At 69.9% G+C, this 20,495-nt stretch carries 11 protein-coding genes; 3 read left to right on the top strand and 8 right to left on the bottom strand.

Features of this window, described 5'->3' with window-relative positions; genetic code table 11:
- A partial coding sequence (gene tnpA / locus BMG523DRAFT_RS14170) for an IS200/IS605 family transposase (protein ID WP_043591377.1) occupies positions 1–217 on the bottom strand: 217 nt, incomplete at its 3' end.
- Between the two features lie 95 nt (positions 218–312).
- Between tnpA and BMG523DRAFT_RS14165 the strand changes: the two genes are divergently transcribed.
- Positions 313–513 (top strand): integrase, encoded by a 201-nt coding sequence (locus BMG523DRAFT_RS14165; protein ID WP_011437347.1) that lies wholly within the window; start codon positions 313–315, stop codon positions 511–513.
- Between the two features lie 120 nt (positions 514–633).
- Here BMG523DRAFT_RS14165 and BMG523DRAFT_RS14160 read toward each other — a convergent pair whose 3' ends face one another.
- Complete coding sequence (locus BMG523DRAFT_RS14160; RefSeq protein WP_011437346.1) at positions 634–1,518, bottom strand: pirin-like bicupin family protein; 885 nt, start codon at positions 1,516–1,518, stop codon at positions 634–636.
- 227 nt (positions 1,519–1,745) lie between these two features.
- On the opposite strand from BMG523DRAFT_RS14160, the gene BMG523DRAFT_RS14155 reads away from it, so the two are divergent.
- The gene (locus tag BMG523DRAFT_RS14155) at positions 1,746–2,006 is read left to right on the top strand and encodes a toxin-antitoxin system HicB family antitoxin (protein WP_035911300.1); all 261 of its coding nucleotides are present in this window, start codon (positions 1,746–1,748) and stop codon (positions 2,004–2,006) included.
- Entirely contained in the window at positions 2,003–2,314 is a 312-nt protein-coding gene (locus BMG523DRAFT_RS14150) for a MazF family transcriptional regulator (RefSeq protein ID WP_011437344.1), read from the top strand. Before BMG523DRAFT_RS14155 ends, BMG523DRAFT_RS14150 begins: the two co-directional genes overlap by 4 nt.
- Positions 2,315–2,461: 147 nt before the next feature.
- Here the strand turns inward: BMG523DRAFT_RS14150 and BMG523DRAFT_RS25940 are convergent, their stop codons facing one another.
- Genes BMG523DRAFT_RS25940 through pglW form a run of 6 tightly spaced genes read right to left on the bottom strand, consistent with a single transcriptional unit; the run spans position 2,462 to position 20,327 of the window.
- Positions 2,462–4,747 carry a DEAD/DEAH box helicase gene (locus BMG523DRAFT_RS25940; RefSeq protein WP_235463149.1) on the bottom strand — a complete coding sequence of 762 codons (2,286 nt, stop codon included), beginning with the start codon at positions 4,745–4,747 and terminating at the stop codon, positions 2,462–2,464.
- Positions 4,744–6,072, bottom strand: coding sequence for a BREX system ATP-binding protein BrxD (brxD, locus tag BMG523DRAFT_RS14140; RefSeq protein WP_011437342.1), 1,329 nt, complete (start codon positions 6,070–6,072; stop codon positions 4,744–4,746). Before brxD ends, BMG523DRAFT_RS25940 begins: the two co-directional genes overlap by 4 nt.
- On the bottom strand, positions 6,069–8,714 hold the full coding sequence (gene pglZ, locus BMG523DRAFT_RS14135) for a BREX-2 system phosphatase PglZ (protein ID WP_043591368.1): 2,646 nt from the start codon (positions 8,712–8,714) through the stop codon (positions 6,069–6,071). The genes brxD and pglZ overlap by 4 nt, the downstream gene beginning before the upstream one ends.
- Positions 8,711–12,394, bottom strand: coding sequence for a hypothetical protein (locus BMG523DRAFT_RS25335; RefSeq protein WP_011437340.1), 3,684 nt, complete (start codon positions 12,392–12,394; stop codon positions 8,711–8,713). The genes pglZ and BMG523DRAFT_RS25335 overlap by 4 nt, the downstream gene beginning before the upstream one ends.
- Positions 12,391–16,110, bottom strand: coding sequence for a BREX-2 system adenine-specific DNA-methyltransferase PglX (gene pglX / locus BMG523DRAFT_RS14125; RefSeq protein ID WP_051623882.1), 3,720 nt, complete (start codon positions 16,108–16,110; stop codon positions 12,391–12,393). Before pglX ends, BMG523DRAFT_RS25335 begins: the two co-directional genes overlap by 4 nt.
- Positions 16,107–20,327, bottom strand: a complete 4,221-nt coding sequence (gene pglW, locus BMG523DRAFT_RS14120) for a BREX system serine/threonine kinase PglW (RefSeq protein WP_023841474.1) — start codon at positions 20,325–20,327, stop codon at positions 16,107–16,109. The genes pglX and pglW overlap by 4 nt, the downstream gene beginning before the upstream one ends.
- Between the last annotated feature and the right edge of the window lie 168 nt (positions 20,328–20,495).

Genomic DNA, 20,495 nt, shown 5'->3' with positions numbered 1-20,495 from the left:
GCTTCGGATGAGCTTTCACGAACAGGTGCACGTGGTCGGGCTCGATCTCCAGCGCGACGATCAGCCAGTCATGCTCGGCGCACTTCTCGCGGATCAGCCCGTCAAGCCGGTCTCGGACCGGACCGACGAGGACAGCACGGCGGTACTTCGGGCACCACACGACGTGGTAACCGAGGTCATAGGCGCCACCCGCGCCGACCTGCACCGTCCGGGACATGCCGTTGGTTATACCAGCGTGGCCGGTATAACCGTTGCGGTCCGTGCCGGATTCCCCTGTCGCCTGAAGGCGACAGTCCCCTCCGGAGGTCATTGATGGTTGCTCAGACTACCTACTCGCTGCGTCACGCCTGCCTGTCCGGCTGGCTGGCGGCGGGTGTCCCGCCGACGCGGGTCGCTCAGTGGGCGGGCCACACGGTTCAGATGCTGCTGACGATCTACGCCCAGTGCATCGACGGGGACGAGGAGATTTGCCGGGCCCGTATCGCGGCTGCCCTGTCGGCCGACAGCGCATGATCCTTCGGGCACGTCTCAGACACAGACCGCCGCCGGTCACCGCCGCTGATCGCACGTCTTGAAAGGATGCGAAAATGCCCTCCCACCAGCGGAGACACGCCCTCACCAGCAATAAGTTTGCTATCCCAAAAAATCCTCGATCGCTTTATGCATTTCCCAGACCAGGATCTCAGCGGGAGCCGAGGCGCTGACCCGCTGACCGCCGGTTGCGGTGAACCGGACCGCGTCCCCGGCGCGCAGCACACCCGTCCCCTCCAGCGTCACCTCGCCCTGCGTCACGAACAGGTGCAGGTAGGGAGCCTCGGGAAGCGTGACGTCCCGACCAGGGCTGAGCCGGGCGGCGCACAGGGCCGCGAACCGGTTTCTGATCGTGATCGCGCTCTGCCCGCGGTGCCTGGCCATCCCGGACGCTACCGGTACCAGGCCGCCGCGTAGCAGCTCGTCGTCGATCTCCAGCTGCTCGTAGCCGGGGTCGATGCCCCGACGGTCCGGCGCGACCCACATCTGGACGAAATGCACCGGCTCGTCATGCGGCTCCCCGCCGCCGTCGAGACGCCAGGAGTCGTTCTTCTCCGAGTGCAGGATCCCGCGACCGGCGCTCATCCGCTGCGCGAGTCCCGGGTAGATGACGCCGGAGTGGCCGGTGGAGTCCTGGTGCACGAGCGATCCGCGCAGGACCCAGGTGACGATCTCCATGTCCCGGTGCGGATGGGTCTCGAACCCGGTCCCGGCAGCGACCGTGTCGTCGTTGTTCACCAGCAGCAGACCGTGGTGGGTATTTGACGGATCGTAGTGATGGCCGAACGAGAAGGAGTGGTGGGAGTCGAGCCAGCCGACGCGCGTCGCCGCTCTGTCGTCCGCCCGGCGAATGTCGATCCGGGGCTGTGGGCGCGGGCCCGCGGAGGAGGGTGTGGCGGAAGACGGGCCCGCGGTAGAAAGGGTGGCGGCCGGTGGGACCGCGGCCGGTGGGGTGGACGACCCAGGGGAGGACGGCGTGGCGCTCATGGTGAACCCTCCTTCACGGTAGGCAGGACAATGCCTGCGCAGTCCAGCGTCGTCGGGGCCACGGACATTCCACGGCCCGCGTCCCGCCCAGGCAGATGACCCGCCGGCTAGAGCAACGGAATCACATAAATAGGCATATAATCTGTCGATTTTGGTGGCCGGATGGTGCGACCATGCGTTCCACGCTGCGGCGGATACCGCTGTCAGATCTTGCTAGCATGTTGCGCATGTCGCGCACGATCACGCTCCGGCTCTCGGACGAGGCCTACGAGGCGGTCAAGCGGTACGCCGAGGCCGAGCACACCTCGATGAACGCCTGGGTCGAGGGCGTGCTTGACGCCGAGGACATGCGTCGGCGCTGCGCCGCGCACGGGGCCTGGGTGCGGGCCGACCCGGCGGTGGCCGGCGCGGCCCTCGCCTTCGGGGAGGCCAACCAGCGGGCTCTCGCGGTGTCGGGGCTGCCCAATCTCGCCGACGCCGCCGGGTGAGGCCACCGCGGCGCGGTGAGATCTGGACCGCGGGCATCGGGCCGGCGCCGCAGGCGGTGCTGATCCTCAGCTCCACGGTCTACAACGAGATCGCCGACGAGCCGACCGTGCTGGTCGCCCTGGTCGTGGAGCACGCCACCGACGAGGGGTTCTGCGTCGACCTGGGGGAGGGGCAGTGGGCCGTGATGGGCCTGGTCACGTTCGTGGCCAAGGCCGCCCTGGGTGAATGCCTGCGCCGGGTCGACGCCCAGACGCTCACCACCGCCAACACCATGTTGTTCAAGATCTTGGCCACGCCCGAACGTTGACCTTACGGCAACGGCCCGAACTGGTCGAAGGCGAAAGCAGCGGTGGGGCAAGCGGCGGGTCACTTCCTCGATGCGCTCCAGCCCGGCGTCGGCGTCCGGCTTGGATGTCGGCCGACGTCATCGCCGCCGCGATCAATCCGTTCACGGCTACCATCCCCCAGGCGGAGGCGCAGTCTCCTCCCGGATGATTGCCTTCAGCGTCGCGTGGACGGCGGATGGATCGGTGAGGCGTGCGGCTAGCGTCTCGATCGCGAGTTCGAGGGGAATCGCCGCGGAGAACTTGAGCCCATCGGCAGCCTCGACATCGATGGCCGGAAGAGCGTCAACGAGGTCGTCACGTCGAACATCGAGCATTGTCCGTAGCGCGGCGGAGTTGACGTGCGGGCGAAGCCGCAGCCTGAGATCGCCGACCGGCGCGTCAGCGTCAACCAGCTCGCCGAGCCCCGAGGCGAGGGCCGAATTGGCCGCGAACCCGGCAAATGTCCACCAGATCGGCCGCTTCTCGGGGTCGCGGGTGAGGTAGGTGCGTTCGCCCGGCTCGTCACTGACACTGACACTGACACTGACAAAGGAATGCTGCGCGCGGAGCTTGTCCAACGCGTCGGCGGCCCGCCGGGATATCTCGATGCCGGCCGTTTGCCCGGCGAGGACGTCGAGGTGAGCCTGGGCGAGCGGATAGGACATGACCCGGGCCCCGCCGTTCCACCGGGACCGGCCTGGGTAGCGGCTCGGTTCGACCTGGACTCGTCTTCTCCGCCAGTCGACATGATTCACCTTCCAGGCACGACCGCCGAGAAGAACCACCCGCGGTCCGTGCTCCGGTCGAGCCGCGAGCGCGATCGGTGGCAGCTGGCCGAGCAGGCTACGTCCCCACCAGACCTGCACCATCGATTCGCCGGCGAAGGTTGACGTGAGGTCGAGGAAGTAGCGTCGCCCGTATTCCTTCTCCGCCCGCGGGCCGATCGATACCAGCCCGTCGGTGTGCACGACAAACCCGGAGCGGGCCAGATGCGCCAGTACGTCGACCGCGCCCGGAGTCCGGGCAAGCCCGCCGAGCCACTGCCAGACGTCGCGGTCGACGAGGCGGCCTTCCTGCAGGGCCAGTCCGAGGATCTGCTGGGCGACGATGTGACGGGGAAGCACGGGCGGGACGACCGGCTCGACGTATCCGCGTTGCCACAGCAGCGTGATAGCCGCCGCGAGCCACAGAGAGTTCTGCGACGTTGCCAGGAACAGCGTGTTGCGTCGGGTCCCGGGGCGCCGCCCGGTCCGCCCGAGGCGTTGCAGGAAGGAGATCACCGTGGCGGGGGCGCCGATCTGGATGACGCGGTCCAGGTCACCGACGTCGATCCCCAGCTCCAAGGTGGAAGTGGCGACGATGACGCAGTTGGTGGATGTCGCGAAGGCGGCCTCGGCCTGCCGCCGGTCATCCCGTGACAGGGACGAGTGGGATACATACGTCCGTACCCCGAGGTCACGCAGCGCAACCGTCAACTCCTCGACCTGGCTGCGGGAATCGCAGAAGACCAGCCTCTTCATCCCCTGATGAAGGCGGGCGACCACGAGGGCGGCGTTACGCAGGGAGCCCACGTAGTCGATCCCGACCTCCGTGGTGGCTGTCGCGTCCGTGGTGGCCGTCACGTCCGTGGTGGCCGTCACGTCACTCGGCCGGACGACCGCGCGCGGCCGGGCGGATCCGTCCGCGAGCCAGTCGAGCAGTACGTCCGGGTTCCCGACAGTTGCGGACAAACCAATCCGCTGTACCGGCCGGTTGGCGAGCCCGCGTAACCGGGCCAACACCCCCAGCAGATGCCAACCGCGGTCGTCACCGGCGAAGGCGTGGACCTCGTCGACGACAACCGTCCGCAGGCCGGCGAAGAGCCATCGATGATCGACGCGCGCGGAGACGAGCATCGCCTCGATCGACTCCGGGGTGGTCAACAGAAGATCCGGCGGATCCACGGCCAGCCGCCCGCGTACCGAGTCGGCGACATCTCCATGCCAGACGGCGGCCCGCCGGCCGAGCCATTCGCACATCGCGGCCAGCCGCGGTTCGAGGTTGTTCAGCAACGCCCGCAGCGGACACACATACAGCACCGACAGCCCGCGCCATTTCTCCCCGGCCATCCGGGACAGCAGGGGCAGCGCCACCGCCTCGGTTTTCCCACCGGCGGTCGGTGCCAGCAGCAGCACGTCATGCCCGTCGAGGACCGGACGTATCGCCGCCTCCTGCAACGGGCGCAGGGCAGGCCACCGCAGACTGTTGACGACGTGATACTGGACGGCCGGGTCGAGGGCGGCGAAGCCCGAGGCCCCGGAAGCCCCGGAAGTCCCCGAGGCCCCGGAAGCCCCGGAAGTCCCCGAGGCCCCGGAAGCCCCCGAGGCCCCGGAAGCCCCGGAAGCCCCCGGGGCCCCGGACGTCCGGGAGATCACAGCGGTAGGTCGATGTCGTCGACCGATGCCGCCGGGGGCGGTTGTGGCGGGCTGGGCATCGCCGCACGTTCGGTGTCGGTGAGCTCGGTGGCGGACAGCCGCGGGACGTACGCACGCCGGGGATCGAAGGCGGGATGCTGGTCGACGCGGTCGAGCACATCGACGAGTTTCTTCACGAAGATGCGGGGCGCGACGCCTACTCGCCCGCCGAACTGCCCGACCACGGCCTGCGCGAACTCGGCCAGGTAGCCTTCGTCCACTGCCGTGGCGAACCGCTCCGGATCACCATGGCCGGAGCTGTACAGCTCCCGGATCCGGCCGCCGAGCTCCAGCAGGGAATCCCGGTTGAACCCGGGCAGTCGCAGCTGCACCGCCCGAGGGTTATCGAAAGCTTGATCCGGGAGGAAGTCGACGTGGAGCCGCTGCGCGAGCGGGGCGAGCCGTTGCGCTCCCTGCGGTCCGTCGAAGAACGCGGGAGTGCCGGTGATGACGAGCATCAGCCCGGGGAATCGCCCAGCGTCCACGTCGTCGATGAGCTGGCGCAGCGCGTTGAGCGCCTTGTCACGCATGTCGCCCCGGACCCGCTGCAGCGTCTCGACCTCGTCGAGGACGACCACGAGACCGGCATGGCCGCTGTCGGTGAGCACCGCGAGCAGCCCCTGCAGGAAGCCGAGCGCTCCGTCGTGATCGAGGTCGCCCCGGACACCGCCGGCCCGTTTCACCGCCGCCGCCACGTGCGGTTGCCCGCCCAGCCAAGCGATCAGTCCCTCCGCGGCCGCGGTTTCGCCGGCCGCGGTCGCCCGCCGGTACGCCCGTAGGGCGGCTGAGAAGGACGGCGCGACCCGCCCGACGGCGGCCAGCCGCTGTTCCAGCAACTCGTCGACCCGGCGCGCCAGCTCATTCTCGACGACCTCGCCGCCGGCGAGAACGTCCTCCTCCAGCGCGAAGAACCAGGAATCGACGATGGGACGCAGCGCGCTCGGCGCGAATTCGGCGGTCGCGAGCCGTTCGGCGAGCCGGCGGTAGACCGTTTCGAGCCGGTGCAGCGGGGTCTCGTTCTCGGAGATCGCGATCTCGGCGGTGGCGAACCCCCGGGCCTTGGCCCGCTCGGCGAGCCAGCGGGTGAAGAACGTCTTTCCCGCGCCGTAATCGCCGCGGATCGCCCGGAACGTCGCCTGTCCGCCGGCGAGCCGGTCGAGATCCTCCTCGATCGCCGTGGTGAAGCGGTCAAGACCGACCGCGAGCACATCCAGGCCCTGCCGCGGCACGGTTCCGCGCCGAAGCGCGTCGATCACCTCCCGTCGGCGTTGTTCGGAGATGGTCACGTCAGACCGGCCTGCGTCGCCAGCAACGCGGCGTTCAGCCGCACGGTGTCACCATCGATCCGCAGCACCTCGTAGCCGTCGATGTTCAGCACCCGCTGCGCCGCGGCGAGGTGGCTGGCGATCCGCGCGTCCGGCACGTCGAGCGCGCGGGCGACCGTGGCCCGCGTGGCGGCGCCGCCACGGGCGTCGAGCGCCCGCAGGAGCAGCCCGAGCCGGTCCGCGGGCATGGCCCCGCGACGCATCCGGGCGAGCCGAGCCCGCATCACCTCGGTATCGAGCACGCGATCCACCCACGGTTGCGGCGTCACCTCGGACTCGTCGAACAGACCGAGGTCCGGCTGTGCGGCCGAGCCGGCACGTCCGGCCCGCGTGGTGCCCGTGGCCGGCGTGGTGCCCGTGGCCGGCGTGGTGCCCGTGGCCATCGGCTCCACCCACCAGGGAGGCGCGGCATGGTGCAAGGGAGTCCAACCGGGCAGGTCGAGGTCGACCCGACGCAGCAGCGCCAACGGGATCACGATCTCCTGGGCACTGGCGCCGCCGTGGTAGCCGTTGCGCAGGGCCGTATAACGTAGCCGTTCGTTCCAGGCGGCGACGATCCGGCCGCCGCCCAGCAGCACCCGCGGGCCGATGAGCGTGACCTCGTCCTCGTCGGGCGGGCGCGCCGAGGATCGCCACCGCGCGCCGCCGCTGTCGTCGGAAACCAGCCGGGAGCCGCGTTCATGGACGTGGCCGTGGTCGCTGACCAGCAGGACGGCCCGGCCCGATCCGTCCGCGGTGGCCAGCAGGTCGAGCAGCCGATCGACCGAGCCGGCGGTCCAGGGGGTGCGCCCACCCTTGTCCAGGGTGTCGTCGACGGTGTTCACAACGATGCCGACCACGGGGGCGTCGCCCCTGATCGCGTCCGCGACGCGCGGCTCAAGCACCTCGCCGGCACCGGCCGCGGCGAGGTCGCCCTTGTGGAACAGCGGCCAGCCCCGCTCGGCGAAGGATGCCTTCTCCTGGCTTTGCGTGCCGTCCACGAGCCGCCCGCACAGCAGGCTCGTCCGCGAGGTCCGGGTGACCGACGGCAGGGTGGCCAGCACCGGTCGGGCCGGGGTGAGGGTGTGTTCTACCCAGCCCCGGGTCGACAGGTCGGCGAGCAGCTCCCGCGCCACCCCGGTGGACATCCCGTCCAGTACGAGCAGCAGCAGCCGGCATCGGCCGGCCAGCGGCACCACGATCTGGTCGAGCACGTCCTCCACCGGCAGCAGCTCGCCCAGCGTCGACCCGGTGCGGGTGTGGTCGGCGAGCAGATTCGCGAACCGCCGTTCGTGTTCGCGGCGACGGGCGTCGACCGTCGTGCACAGTGTCCGGTAGGCCGCGGCGACCACCTGATCGACGTCGCCCTCCCACACCCGCGCCCGGGCCAGGTCGACCCATGCGTCCTGGTCCTGCTGCCGACGGGACGCCTCGGCAAGGCTCGGCGCCGGTGGTCGGGCGGACGCGGCCTCCTGGGCCAGCCAGCGCAGCAGCCGAACGGCCATCTCGGCGCGACTCACCCGCTCGGCATGGTCGGCGGCCAGCGCGTGCGCGTTCAGCCGCGCCACCTCATGTTCGACCGGCCCCAGATCCTCGGCGCGTAGCCGCCGCTTGCGCAGCACCGCGGCGACCTGCGAGCCAATGTGCCGCAGGCGCTGGGTGAGACCGGATTCGAGGACGGCGCTGGGATAAGACAGCTCAGCGGCGCCCTGCCCGGCCAGGATCTCCTCGGCGCGTCGCAGGATTCCGCCAGCCACGGCCCGCCCCTCCTGGCCGAGCAGCCGCTGAACCAGCCCTTCAGCCGCGCGTCCCCATTCCGCGGCGACGGACGGGGCGAGAGCGCCGTCGACCACCCGCGTCTCCAGCATGGTGCGCGGCACCTGCGCCGTGTCCCGGACCTCGGGATGGCTGAGAGCCGCGAGCACCAGTCCGACGGCGACGGCGTCGGGACCGTAGGGCCCGGCGAAGCACCGGAGAACGGCGGCCACCACGTCGCCTCGACCGCCGCGGCCGGCAAGCCATCCGCTCATGCCGGTACGCACCGCCGGGTCCAACGCGCGCCACCGCGCGAGGTGTTCGGCGTCGAGGCTCCATCGCAGCAGGCCCGCGAGGTCGAGGTCGAGCGGGGTGAGCCCGGCCTGGGTCTCGGCGAGTGTGGCCAATGCCGTGGCCCGGTCCAGGTAGCCGTTGCGCGCGGCGGGATACCCGTCCGGCGGGGGGGTGGCGAGCAGCGCGTTCACCGCCCACTGCTCGTCGACGAGGGCCGGATCGATGCCGTGTGCCCGAAACAGGCTGGTGAGCTGCTGCCAGCGATCAAGCGGCAGGATCTTCTGACCGGCGAGCCGGGCAGTGATGCTCGTCCCCAGCTCGCCGGTTTCGTACTCGGTGAGCAGGACGAGTACCTCCCCGGCAGGGAGATCGTCGACCTGTTGCAGCTCGTCGCGGATCGCGAGGGTGGACACGCATGGCCGGACCACTACGCCGCGGCCACCGGGCAGTTCCAGGCGTTCGTCGTGCGGCCACACCGGCGCCGCGGCCAGGGCGACGACGCGCGCCTTCTCGTCTCGGCGGAGCACCTCGGCCACCTTCGCCCGGACCAGGACCGGCGCGGCTACCACGGTCACCGCACGGCCTGCCAGGTGACTTTGATCCGCCAGCCCTGGGCGGTGAGCGCCGCGAGCGTGGACGTGAACTCGGCAACCGAGTCCTGATCGACCTCGCGGGCGCCGCTGGTTGCCACGCCGCCCGGTGTCGCCACGCCCGGTGTGGCCACGCCCGGCGGGTTGATGGTGCCGGTTCTGCTCGCTGGGCGGGAGACCCGTCGGCTCCATTCCAGCAGCAACCCGCGAGCCTTCCTGTCCGCCTTGGTGAGCGCCGGCTGGAGGTGCTGGACGTACTCGTTGGCCGCCCAGACCGCGGCGAGCTCGGTCACCAACGCGGCTGCCTCCGCGCCCCGCGGATGCTCGGGTCCCCAGTCGGCCACGGTGGTGAAGATGTTCCAGTCCACCTCCCGGATGGCCGCGTCGAGATCGGCGGCGGTGGTCAGGCTCCGACCGGTGTGCAGCGGGACCGCGGGGAGGTCGAAGGCGGCGAGCCGCTCGACCAGGGCCAGATTGTCGGTGATGGTCGCCAGGTCCGCACAGAGACGCAGCGCGCCCTGGGCGATCCGGACTCGTTCCGTCGCCGGGTCGGTGCCGTCCCGGAGCACGGTCGGTCCTCGGCGGATGAGGGCCGCGTGCAGCGCGCGAACCTTCGGAAGCCGGTCCGCGACGGCTGATCGTACCCGAGTGGCCAGCAAGGCGACGTTGCGCGCGGTACACAGTTCGGTGATGTCAGTGATCAGGAAGAGGGCGTGCGCCCGGCCGCGGGCCTCCTCCCAGGTGTCCCGATCGGGTAGCGGCTCGGCGACAACGCGCGCGTCCGCGGGCAGCGGGCGCGGGATGCTCACGTCGAGCGGCCGGCCGTGGAGGATGCCGCGGTTGGTCTGCTCGGCGAAGACCAGCACAACAAGGTCCGCGATCTCCTGGGGCAGACCCATCCGCTTCGGCTCGTCCAGCCAGGCACGCAGGTCTCCGACCGTGACCGGCCGGCCCGCCGCCTCGGCCTCGATGATCTTTCGGCCGAGGTGCCGTTCCCAGTGGTGGCCGAGGACGAAGTACTGGTCGCTCTGCTCGCCGAGCCCCAGCGGGTTGGCCACCTTCCGCATGACGGGCCGCTCGCTGGATTCGACCATGATCCGGTGCTCGGGATGTTCGATGGCCCGGCGCACCTGGGCGTGCACTTTTGCCAGGTCACCCGGGCGCACCTCGCCGTCGAAGTGGGGGTGGGCCGGGAACTCCCAGCTCAGTGCCTGGTCGAGCAGGTTTTCGAAGGCGGGGCGCAGGGCGGCACCGGCGGGGACCCGGGGCGTGAATCCCGGTTCGAGGCTGACGAACATGTCGATCCCGCCGTGCGCGGGATCGACGACCGTCTCGTCCGGGGTGACGAGGCCATAGGCTTGCAGCAGCGCGTTCGTCAGTTGGCTGCGCAGCTGGTCGAGCTGCGCGGTCAACTGCTGGTGGGCGATAGCCCGGTCATTGTCGGACAGGTGCCCGGCGAGTTGGTCGAAGCTCGGCCCGACGGCGTATTCCAGCCGCAGGTAGCGGCCCAGGCTCCATTGGGTGTGTGCGGTGAAGTGCCGCGGGACCCAGCAGAGGGTGCGCGCTGGGAGCGCGTCCCGCAGCCGCGAGACCCGGTCGAGGGCCTCGGCCGGGGAGTGGTCGTCCGGATCGAAGGGGACGTCGAGGGCGAGCCGCCAGCCGTTGTGGGTGGGCGTGAACATGCTGTCGCCCACGTCACCGGGGTCGCGAAGATAGCCGTAGATGAGCTCGACGTTGCGTTTGGTGCCGCGCCAGGTGGCGGTGACGATCGTCGCGCGGTCGATACCCTCCGGTTTCGTGGCGCCGAGCGCGTCGAACAGCAGCGTTCGCACGGTCAGCCGGCGGTCGCCGGGCGAGTCGGCCCCCTTGGCGTTCTCCAGAATGCCCTCGATGTCGACGCCTTCGAGCCGCACCGACAGGAGCGGGCTTGCGTCGTCCCCGCTGACCTGCACCGCGCCGAGCCGGGCCGCCCATTTGCGGACGACCTGGGTGACCGCGCCCGTCTCCTGACCCGGCACCATCGACCGGATGTACCCGTGGTTGAGGGCCACGATCCGGCGGGCGGTGAGATCCCGCATCGACGGGACCTCGGGGAGCAGGGCGGCGAGCACCAGGGTCTTGGCGATCCGGTCGTCCATGTGCACGGCGTGTTTCGGGGCCACCCCGGTGACGGTTTCCTCGGTCAGCCCGTGGCTTTCCAGGATGAGCCGACGGATCTCGCCGTAGACCTTCTGCGCGTTGCGCCACAGTCCGCCGAGCTCGCCGCTGATCGGCGACGCATCCGTGATGAGCGCGTCGAACAGGTCGGAGACGGGGACGAGCTGGCCGAGCTGCAGGGTGTCCCGCTGGTCAACGAGTAGCTGCTGCATGACCCGCAGCGCGGTCCGCTCCCGCTGGAGGAACCCGGACAGCGCGACGAGCGTCTCGACGAATGCCGGGCTGAACGGATAGGTCAGCCGGAACGCGGCCCGGTCGGCGTGGGCGGTCATCAGCGCGGCCCGGATGTCCGCTCGGACCCGGTCCATCGCGGCGAACGAGGTGTCGATCTGTGCCCGGGTGGCATCGCTGCGCGGCCGCAGGACCCGCTTCGACATGATGAGCGGCAGGTTGTTGTCGGAGAGCTTGATCGAGCCGAACCGACCCTCCCACCACTTGAGACTGTCGGCGAAGGCAAGATGTTCGGTGCCGGGCAGGTTGGTGCCGACGAGCTCGCGCAGGTCCCGCTGGCGGGCGACGAAACTGATGATCGGCACCGGTCGGTCGGCGTTGGCCGCCTCGACGAGCTTGGCGACCTTGGGAGCCTCGTTCGCCACCCAGGCGTGATCGGCCATCCTGGTGGCGAACCACAGGATGAGCTCGTCGAGGAAGAGGATCAGCCCGTCGTAGCCGAGGCCGGCGGCATGCTGGCTGATCGCGGCCAGGCCGTCGTCGATGTTGACGTAGCCGGTGGCGGCGCCCCGGGCGAGCTCGGCGAACCCGACCAGCGCCTTCTCCAGGGTGCCGACCAGGTCGCGGCGCTCCTGCGCGGCGGGAGCGGCGGTCAGTGCCTGCTCGAACCGGTCGGCGTCCCAGGCCCCGTGGTTCAACGTGCCCCAGCGCGGGTCGGCAGCCGAGCTCCGGTCGCCGCCGCCGAGCAGGCCGAAGAACGCCTGGTCGCCGAGTTGGCCGCGCAACGCCACCGCGGTGTCGAGCAGCGGCTTGTCGATGAGGACGGCGGGCAGCGGCGCGTCCGGGTGCAGCGCGCGGACGTGCGCCAGGTAGCCGCCGAGGACCGCCTCCTCCAGCGACGTCTTGCCGACGAGATGATACGGCACGACGAGGAACTGCTTGCCGATGACGTCACCGTCGAATGCGGTGATGACAGGGGCGAGCTCGCCGATCGCCCGGGCCCCGGGGTGGTTCCGCGCCAGCGCGCCGAGCACAGCCATGAAGTGGCTCTTGCCGGACCCGAACGAGCCGTCGAGGTAGGCGGCCTTGCTACTGCCGTCGGTGAGCGCGCTCTTGATCAGACCCAGCGCCTCCCCGAACCGGATGGCCAGCTCGGGGGTGACGACATACTCGCGCAGGGTGCGATCGATCTGGGTCACGCCGCGGGACAGGTCGAGGACGAAGTCCCCCGGGTACACGGCCTCGGGGATGTCGAGGAGTTCCGAGATCAGGGTCATGACCGGGCCGCCTTCGCCGGAGTCGTGGCGGGCTTATTCGCCGGCTTCTTCGCCGGCTTCTTCACCGTGGTTCTCGTCTTCCTGGCCGCGGGGAGCCAGCCGGTGAGATCGTCACGGGTCAGCCCGAGCTGGCGCACCTGCTCGTCGAGGAAGCCGGTGTAGGCGTCCGCGGGCCGAATACCGAACTCCGGGTCCAGTTCCGAATGCCATTGCGCGACCCACGGCAGGAGTTCCAGCAGCCCGGCGAGCAACGGCTTGGTTTTCTCGGCGTCCCAGGCGTCGACCTCGCGCCGATCGGCGATATAGGTGGCCAGCGCCTGCGCCTGCTGGAGATGATCCCAGCCGGCCCAGCCCAGCAGCAGGGTCCCGTCCCGGGAAGCATCCGGGTACGAGATGAACCGCTCCTTGGGCACGTCCAGCTTCCCGCGGCTGCGCCAGTAGGACGTCTCGCGGAAGTCGGTCTGTTTGTACTTCGGCGGCACCTTGATGTCGATGATTTTACGCGGTGGGGCCGGTGGCAGCGGCTCGTCGGACTCCTTACGCCGCTCCTCCTCGGCCCGGATCCGCTCGTCCTCGGCATCCTGCTCCCGCTGGAGATCCCAGGTGCGTTCCCACTGCGCCCGGACCCGCAGCCCCATGTCGGTGTACCGCCAGGCGGCGAGGAACGGTACATGCTCGTCGCGCACGAGATCGGCGACCACGTCACCAAGAGCGGTGTCGCGGGCGTAGAGCCTGGCGACGGCGGTGAACTCGGCGTCGGTCCGCAGCTCGTCGGCGAGCTGGGCGACGGTGCGCGGGGTCGGTTCCGGTCGGTGCCACAGTTCGCGGGCCTCCAGCCGGTCGAGCAGCCAGGCGCGCAACGCCTCGGCCTCCATCTCCGCCCACGGCCGGCTCGCCCAGCGCCGCTTGCATTCCGGCCGCTCGATGAGGTGAAGGTACGGATCATCGTCGATCTTCGCCAGCCGCCGCTCGACGAGGGCCCGGTAGTCCTGCGGCCAGTGCGCGGGCAGCTGGATGATCGGCGTCGAGCGGTGCCGGGTGAACCATTCCGTCTCGGTCTCGCCGGCATCGTGCTGCCGCGCCAGCACGATCTCGAACGCCCGTTCGCCAAGCGCCAGCGGCGGCTTCGTCACACTCGAACCGATCAACCCGTCCGCGTCGTCGCCGAGCAGCCCGTAGAGACCGTAGACCTCCCAGTCCAGCTCCTCCTGCGCCGAGATCATCTCCGCCCGGATCCGCTCCCACTCCGCCCGCGCGTGCACGAGTGCCTCCCGGGTCGGAACAGCGACCCTGGCCACCGCGGCCGGCGCGACCCGCTGGAGCTCCTGAGCCAACCCGTCCAGCCGCGTCGCCAACACCAGTGGCGCCCCGTCCGGCAGCGGAAACTCCTTCAGCTTGGTCCCGGTGAACTCGTAGAAGTGTTCCCAGTCGTCACTGGTGAAGCCTCCTCCCTGGCCACGGATTCCTTTGTCGTGGCTCACCTGCTTGAGCCAGAAGCACGCCGCCGACGAGTTCAGCACCCCGACCAGCCGCAGATGTTTCTCCTCCGTGGCTCCCTCGGGCAGCTTGAGAACGGTTGCGGTACGATTGAATATCTTGCCGCCTCGGTCGAGTGTGAAGTGGTTGTGGGTCGAGACGAACGGAAAGGCGATCGCCAGCGGGGTGTGCAGTCGGTTTGCATATATTTCTAAATATGCATACCATGGTCGATCGTTTTCGGCAAGACTTCTACCGAATATTGTGCGAGCAGACAGGATTGTTCGGTTTGGCCAGAGGAGATTTTGTACAACTTCCTGATCTTTTAAAAGGGGGATTCCTTTGGTTATGTCGGCATACGGATTAATTGCAATGGGAGGTTGTTCGATCGTGTAGTCACGTACTAGCTCGCCGAAAACATGGGGGACCATGTTGTCCTGAAACCTGGTCACCGCCGGAGAACTATGGGCAAGTATCCAAGCGTCATCTTCGCCGAGCTGGACGGTGCGTCCGATGTCAACTCCGAGATTATGTAGACGCGCGCTGGTTGTGTCTATCTGAGCTTGCAACTGAGCCGCTCCACCGCCAGCGAGTGACCAGGGATGCCTCGCAAGATCTATCCGCTTGATTCCGAGGGTGCTGATATACGCATCCGTGTGGTCAGCATTCGCGAAGTTCTCTACTATTCGTGTCCACACGAGGCCTTTGGCCGGGTCGGCCGGTGCGCTGGGCTCGCCCCGGATCCCAAGGACAGTCTGCACCGTGGTCAGGGAGGGGCGGCGGTGGCGGCCGAAGATGAGGACGGTCGGGGTTCCGTGGCCGGGGATGTAGGCGCCGCTGGTGTCGACGAGCAGGGTGAGGTCGACGCTCGGGAAGAACTCCTCGATGAGTTTCTTGCCGAACTCGCGCTTCATGAAGGAGTTCGCGGTGATCTGGCCGGTGAAGCCGCCGTTGACCGCGAGTCGGAAGAACCGCTGCGCGAACGGCACGCTGAGCGCGTACTGGCGATGGCATGCGCTCCAGCGCACCCGATAGGCGTTGCTGGGGGCCCGGTCCTTGACCGTGATGTACGGCGGGTTGCCGACAACCGCGTGGTAGCGGGCTTCCAGGATCTCCTTCAGCTCGCGAGCGTCCTCGTACTCGTAGGTGAACTCACCCTCACCGGTGGAACCCGTCAGGGCGTGGGTGGCGACGCCGTCGAGTTCGTCCTGCTGATCCTCGGTGCCCCACAGCAGGGAGTCACCGATGGCGATGCGGATGCGCCAGACGGGGGCGTCGACGAGCCGGGTGATCCCGCAGACGGCCAGTGCGGCGATGACGAGGCGGAACCGGGCGATCGCCGCCGCGAACGGGTTGATGTCGACACCGTGGACCTGGCCGAGTACGCGCTCCACGTGGACCTTGACGTCAATCCCATGTTCCTGCTTCTGCCACCGGTCGAGCAGGAGGTCGAAGGCGCCGAGCAGGAAGTGCCCGGAGCCGCAGGCCGGGTCGATCATCCGAACCTCGGCGAGGCCGAACTCGTCGATCGCCGGGGCAAGGGTCCGGCCGAGGATGAACTCCTCGACGAACTCGGGGGTCTGGAGCAGCGCGTAGTCCTTACGCGCCTGTTCGGAAAGATCCTGGTACAGATCGCCGAGGAAGCGGGTGGAGGACGCCGGATCGGAGAAGTCGTGGACGAGAGCGCCGGTTTCCGGGTCGATCCGCCGCCAGAACTCCAGCAGGCCGGTCGCCGCGTCCGGTGAGATGTCCACCAGGTGCAGCGGGTTGTGCCGGTTGACCAGATCCCGGGTTGCGTCGTACGCCTCCAGCCGGGCGACCGCCGCCCGCAGGTAGTCCAGGTCGGAGTCATTCTTGTGGTCCTCCGCCTGGAAGTAGAAAGTCTGCCATTCCCGGGCCTCGGCCACCCCGTCGACCCGTTCCCTGGCCTCGCCTGTCTCGTCGGCCTCCTGCTCGGGGCGGACCGGGCCGGCCAGCATCGGACGTCCCAGCAGCGTGTTGTCCTCGCAGAATCGGGTGAACACGCAGGCCAGCACCCAACCGACCGCCACCTGGGTGAGCTGCTGGTCGAGCCACGTCTCGTAGCCGACGCCGGTGCGACAGCCGGTCTTCGCCTCCTGGTACCGCTTGTGCAGCCGATCGTCGACGTCCCGGTCCGACCGGGCCCGCGCGCGCAGGTCCGCCTCCAGGCCGCGGACCTGCCGCTGGAGATCGGCCAACAGGCGTCTCGCCTCGATCACGCTGCTCCTCCCTCAGCGCCGTCGGCGAGCCGAGACTCGTGCCGGACAATCCACTCCTCGGACAGCGCCAGGCCCTGGTTGCCGAACTGGGGCACGGGAGCGCCACCATCCAACAACGGTTGTTTGTCCACGTCGGCCCAGGGTACGAGCAGCCACACCGTACGCACCGGTGATGTCTCGGTCGCCATCCGCACCGATGCGCGCAGCTCATCCAGTACCACCAGCGCCGGATCGTACCGGGCGACCACCCCCGCATTCGTGATCAGCACCGCCGGCCCCGCGGCCTCGATCGAGGCCCGCACACCGGCGAGCCCGGCCTGCGCGACCCTTGAGAGGTTGGCCCAGTCGCGCGACGATCGGTCGGCGGCGTCGGCCGCCAGGACGATCGACCACTGCACCCGGTGCTGGGCGCAGAACTCCCGCATCCCCGCGAGCAGGGCTTGTTCCGCGTCGACAACGGTGACATCCTGCGCGGCCAGGCAGCGTTCGGCCCGGGCGAGTCGCCGCGGCGGCACCGACAGCACCAGCCAGCCGCCGTCCACCAGCGAACGGGTGAGCCGGTCATCCGCGGCCAGCACCTCGTCGGAGACCCGGCGCCATCCCATTGTCGTCCAGGCGGCGCCCGCGCCGGTGCTCCAGCGCGGCCTGGTTCCACGGGAGGTGACCAGGGAGGTGAGCCCGGTCACCTCGATGCGGCGGGTCACGTACCGCTTTTTCTCGTCGTCCCAGCACAGCGGCACCCCGGCCGCGTCGAGCAGGGCGTCCAGCTCGGGACGGCCGGGCAGCGCGCCCGCGTGCGGGAACCGCACGATGATCCGCTCGGCCACCTGCTCGGGGGTCAGCTCCGTGCGGCCGTACAGCGCCCCGGCGGCCAGCCGCAGCGCCCGTCCCGCGTCGAGGCCTCGCGGGTAGACCTCCAGGCGCGGCGTCACCGCGGCGTTCTCGGAGGCGATCATGGCGACGTCGAGGAGCCGTTCGGGGAAGATCAGGGAGGGGTCGGTGTCGCCGGGGGCGCGGACGGCGCGCAACGTCTCGATGACCCGAGCCGGAGCCGGCAGCGGGTCCGCGCCGGCGAGGTCGTCGGCCGCGCCGCCGAGCCGGGAGGCCCAGTCCAACCGATCGGCGGTGGAGGGCCCGTCCCCGGCGCGCGCGGGGCCGGCGGCGACGAGGATGCCGTTGGGCTCTCGGCTGTACACCAGCCGTGGATCGCCACCCATCTCGGAACCGCCGGAGGCGTCGTGGGTGGTGTCGTGAGTGGTGTCGTCGCGGGGGGAGTCGTCGGCCAGCTCGGCATCGATCGCCGCGCGTACGACGGCCTCGGCGAGCCGGGAGCGCAGCGGTTCCTCCACCGTGCTGCCCTGAAAGTCGAGCAGGGCCGCCGCGCAGTGCCGGGCGGAGGCGACCCCACCGACCGACTCGACGACCTTGACGATGGTGTCCCGCAGCTCTCGCATCCCGTCGAGGGCCAGCCAATGCCGCTCGAACCTGGCTACCGCCTGCCGGACGGTACGTTGCTCGCGGTCAAGGGCCTTGGCCGCGTCGCGCACGCTCGTCCATGCGTTGCCGCCCTGCTCGCCGAGGCCGAGCAGGGCTTCGGCGACGGCCCGGTCGGTCGCGCGGGGGATGAGCCCGGCGGCGACGCGGTCGAGGAGCGTCGGCTCGGTGGGCCGCTCGGCCGGGGAGGAGGTGACCTGGCCGGCCAGCCGGTCCAGGTCCGCACGCAACTGCTGGCGGGTCTTCGTACCGATGCCGGGCAGCCAGACGACCTGGGCGGGCGACAGGTCGAGCGCGCCGCCCACCGTATCGATCGACAGCCGTTCGAACACCGACAGCACCGGGCGGGACAGACCGGCGGCGCCGATGGGCGTGTCCCGGCTGATGCGCGCGGAGGGCGGCTGCGGGACCACGCTGGCCGGTTCGGCCAGGATCGCGTTCCAGGCGCGGCGCATGTCCTCCGCGGTGTCGAAGCGCTGTCTGACGTCCCGGTGCAGCGCTCGGCGGAAGAACTCGGTGAGACCGGTCGCGTACGACCGGTCGAACAGCTCGGGTTCGATCGCCACGTCGGCGTCGACGAAACTCGGATGCCCGCCATGGGTTCCGTACTCGGGCCGGCGTGCGGTCGCCATCTCGTAGAGCGTCACCGCCGCGGCGTATCGCTCGGCAGCCTGATCCCATCGGCGGCGCTCGCCGCGGCCGAGGAACGGGTCGAGGTACGGGCGGGTGCCGGCTTCGATGGCCTCCAACGGCTCCTTCGCCAGGGAGAAGTCGAACAGGACGAGCTGCCGCTTCTTGCCCCTGCCGCCACGTTCGGCGACGCCGAGGTTGTCCGGCTTGATGTCGCGATGCGCCAGCCCGGCCCGCTGTAGATGCTGGACGATCTCCAGCAGGTCGTCGCCCCACCCCTGGAGCCATTCCGGTTGTAGTCGGCCTCGCTCGCGTAGCTCCTGGGCGAGGGTGCGTTCCCCGGCTGAAGTGATCAACAGGGCCCGGCGTGGGCCGACGTCGATCACGCCGTCGCTCAGCAGCTGCACGACACCGGGATGCTCGCTGAGGGTGCGCAGCGTCTCGGCCTCGGCGACCAACCGCGGATCCCTGTCTCGGTCCAACGACACCTTGAGAACCGCGCGCCCGCCGTCCCGCTCGACGAGCAGAGCGAGCGCCGTCGAGCCGCGGCCCAGCCGGCCGAGGACCGAAAATCCGCCCTCCAGTTCGGCGCCGGCCTCGGCCTCCAGGGGATCAACGACAACCGGTGCCTCCTCCGCGATGGCGGCCAGCCGTTCCCGAACCAGGTCGAGATCGAGCAGGAACGCGGCCATGTCCCGGGTGCGTTGCTCCGGGTCGGCCTCGGTCGCCCGGGCGACGAGCTCGTTGAGCTCCTCGGAGACGGCATCAACCTGTTCGGCGAGTAACAGTCGGTTGTGTTCGGACAGACGTCGGCTGAGCTCCCCGGATGAGGCCGCGGGGGGTTTCCCGGTGAAGATCCGGTAGGCGATGGCGCCGACCCCGAAGACGTCGAGGGTGACCCCCTTCGCCGTGCCCCAGCTCCACTCGGGTGCGAAGTAGGCCGCGGCGGCGTCGTCGGCCAGTTCGACGTAGCCCCCCGTCGACGTGGCCGGGCCGGTGGTGCTCGGTATCCCTGACGTCGATTCGGAGCCGCGGGAGGCCGTCTGCCAGTCCGTGATCTGGAGGGCGAAGCGGTCGGACCGGCGCCGAACCCAGACGCATCGCGGGCTCAGGCCCCGGTGCGTCAGCACCCGCCGGTGGGCGTACGCCATGGTCTCGGCAAGGACGCGCAGCAGTGCCAACCGATCGTCGAAGGACAGCTCGCGTTCGTGTTCTTGGAGGAAATGGTCCAGCCGGATCAGCTCGGGATCGTGGGGAAAGACGAGCGCGGGGCCCAGATCGTGCTCGACGAAGTCGATCGGCGCCGCGATCCCCGGATAGTCGATGCCGCGTAGTGCGAGGTACTCCCGCTCGGCGGCCCGCACGAGCTGGTCACGCTGGTGCACCGACTCCACACCACTGGCCAGATAGATCCGCACCCGCCGCGGCCGGTCGTCGGGAAACCGCTGGTTGCGGGCGAGGAAGTCCTGCCAGCCGACGCCCTCCTGGAAGGCGGGCAGCTCCAGGCGAAGGCTGCCGACGGTCCGCGCCCGCTGGGACGGGCGGATTCCGGCCTGGTCGACGGCCCGGGCCAGGGCATTACTGAGCTCGCCGTCCACCCGGCCGGGCTGCCGCGCGAAGTCCAGGAAACTCGGCAGCTGGGTCTGGTCATGCCGTCCGAAGACGTGCGCCCGGCCTTCTGGGACAAGGCGGATCTCCAGCCGCGCGTCGCTCAGGAATACCGCGCCCTCCACCCATGGCACCCGTCGGCCCCGCATCGCCGGCCGGGAAACCAGCAGCGACTTCAGTTTGCGGGCCTTGCGGTTTGCTCCGATGACGGGGTTGTCGACCGGGGCGCGGTGGCTCTGACGCCAGGTGCCCGCGTCTCCCACGAGGACACCGGACCAGGACTTGATCTCCAGCACGACGATGCCCGCCGGCAGGACGAGAAGCAGGTCGACCTCGTTGACGGAACCGTCGGACCCGAGAAACTCGGCGTTCGCCCAAGCCCGGTAGGGATCCCCGGTTGGTAGCTGCGCCTTGAGATAGGACAGGGCCGCACGCTCCCAGGCGTACTCGGACGGTGTGCACTGCGTCCAGCGCTCATCGTCCAATGGGCCCTCCCCCGATGCGCGGCCGGGCCCGGAACCGGACCGGCACAGTCCAAAGATCTTGAATCGTATCTCTGTGGCTGCAGGTGCTTGCAACCAGTGCTGTGGGTAGGCCGTCCCGCGATGGGCTCCAGCGGTGTCGGGGCTGCCCAATCTCGCCGACGCCGCCGG

The sequence above is a fragment of the Frankia sp. BMG5.23 genome, assembly GCF_000685765.2.
Classification (GTDB): Bacteria; Actinomycetota; Actinomycetes; order Frankiales; family Frankiaceae; genus Frankia; species Frankia casuarinae.
The sequence above is the reverse complement of the archived record's forward strand: the minus strand, read 5'-3'. Positions and strand labels throughout refer to the sequence as shown.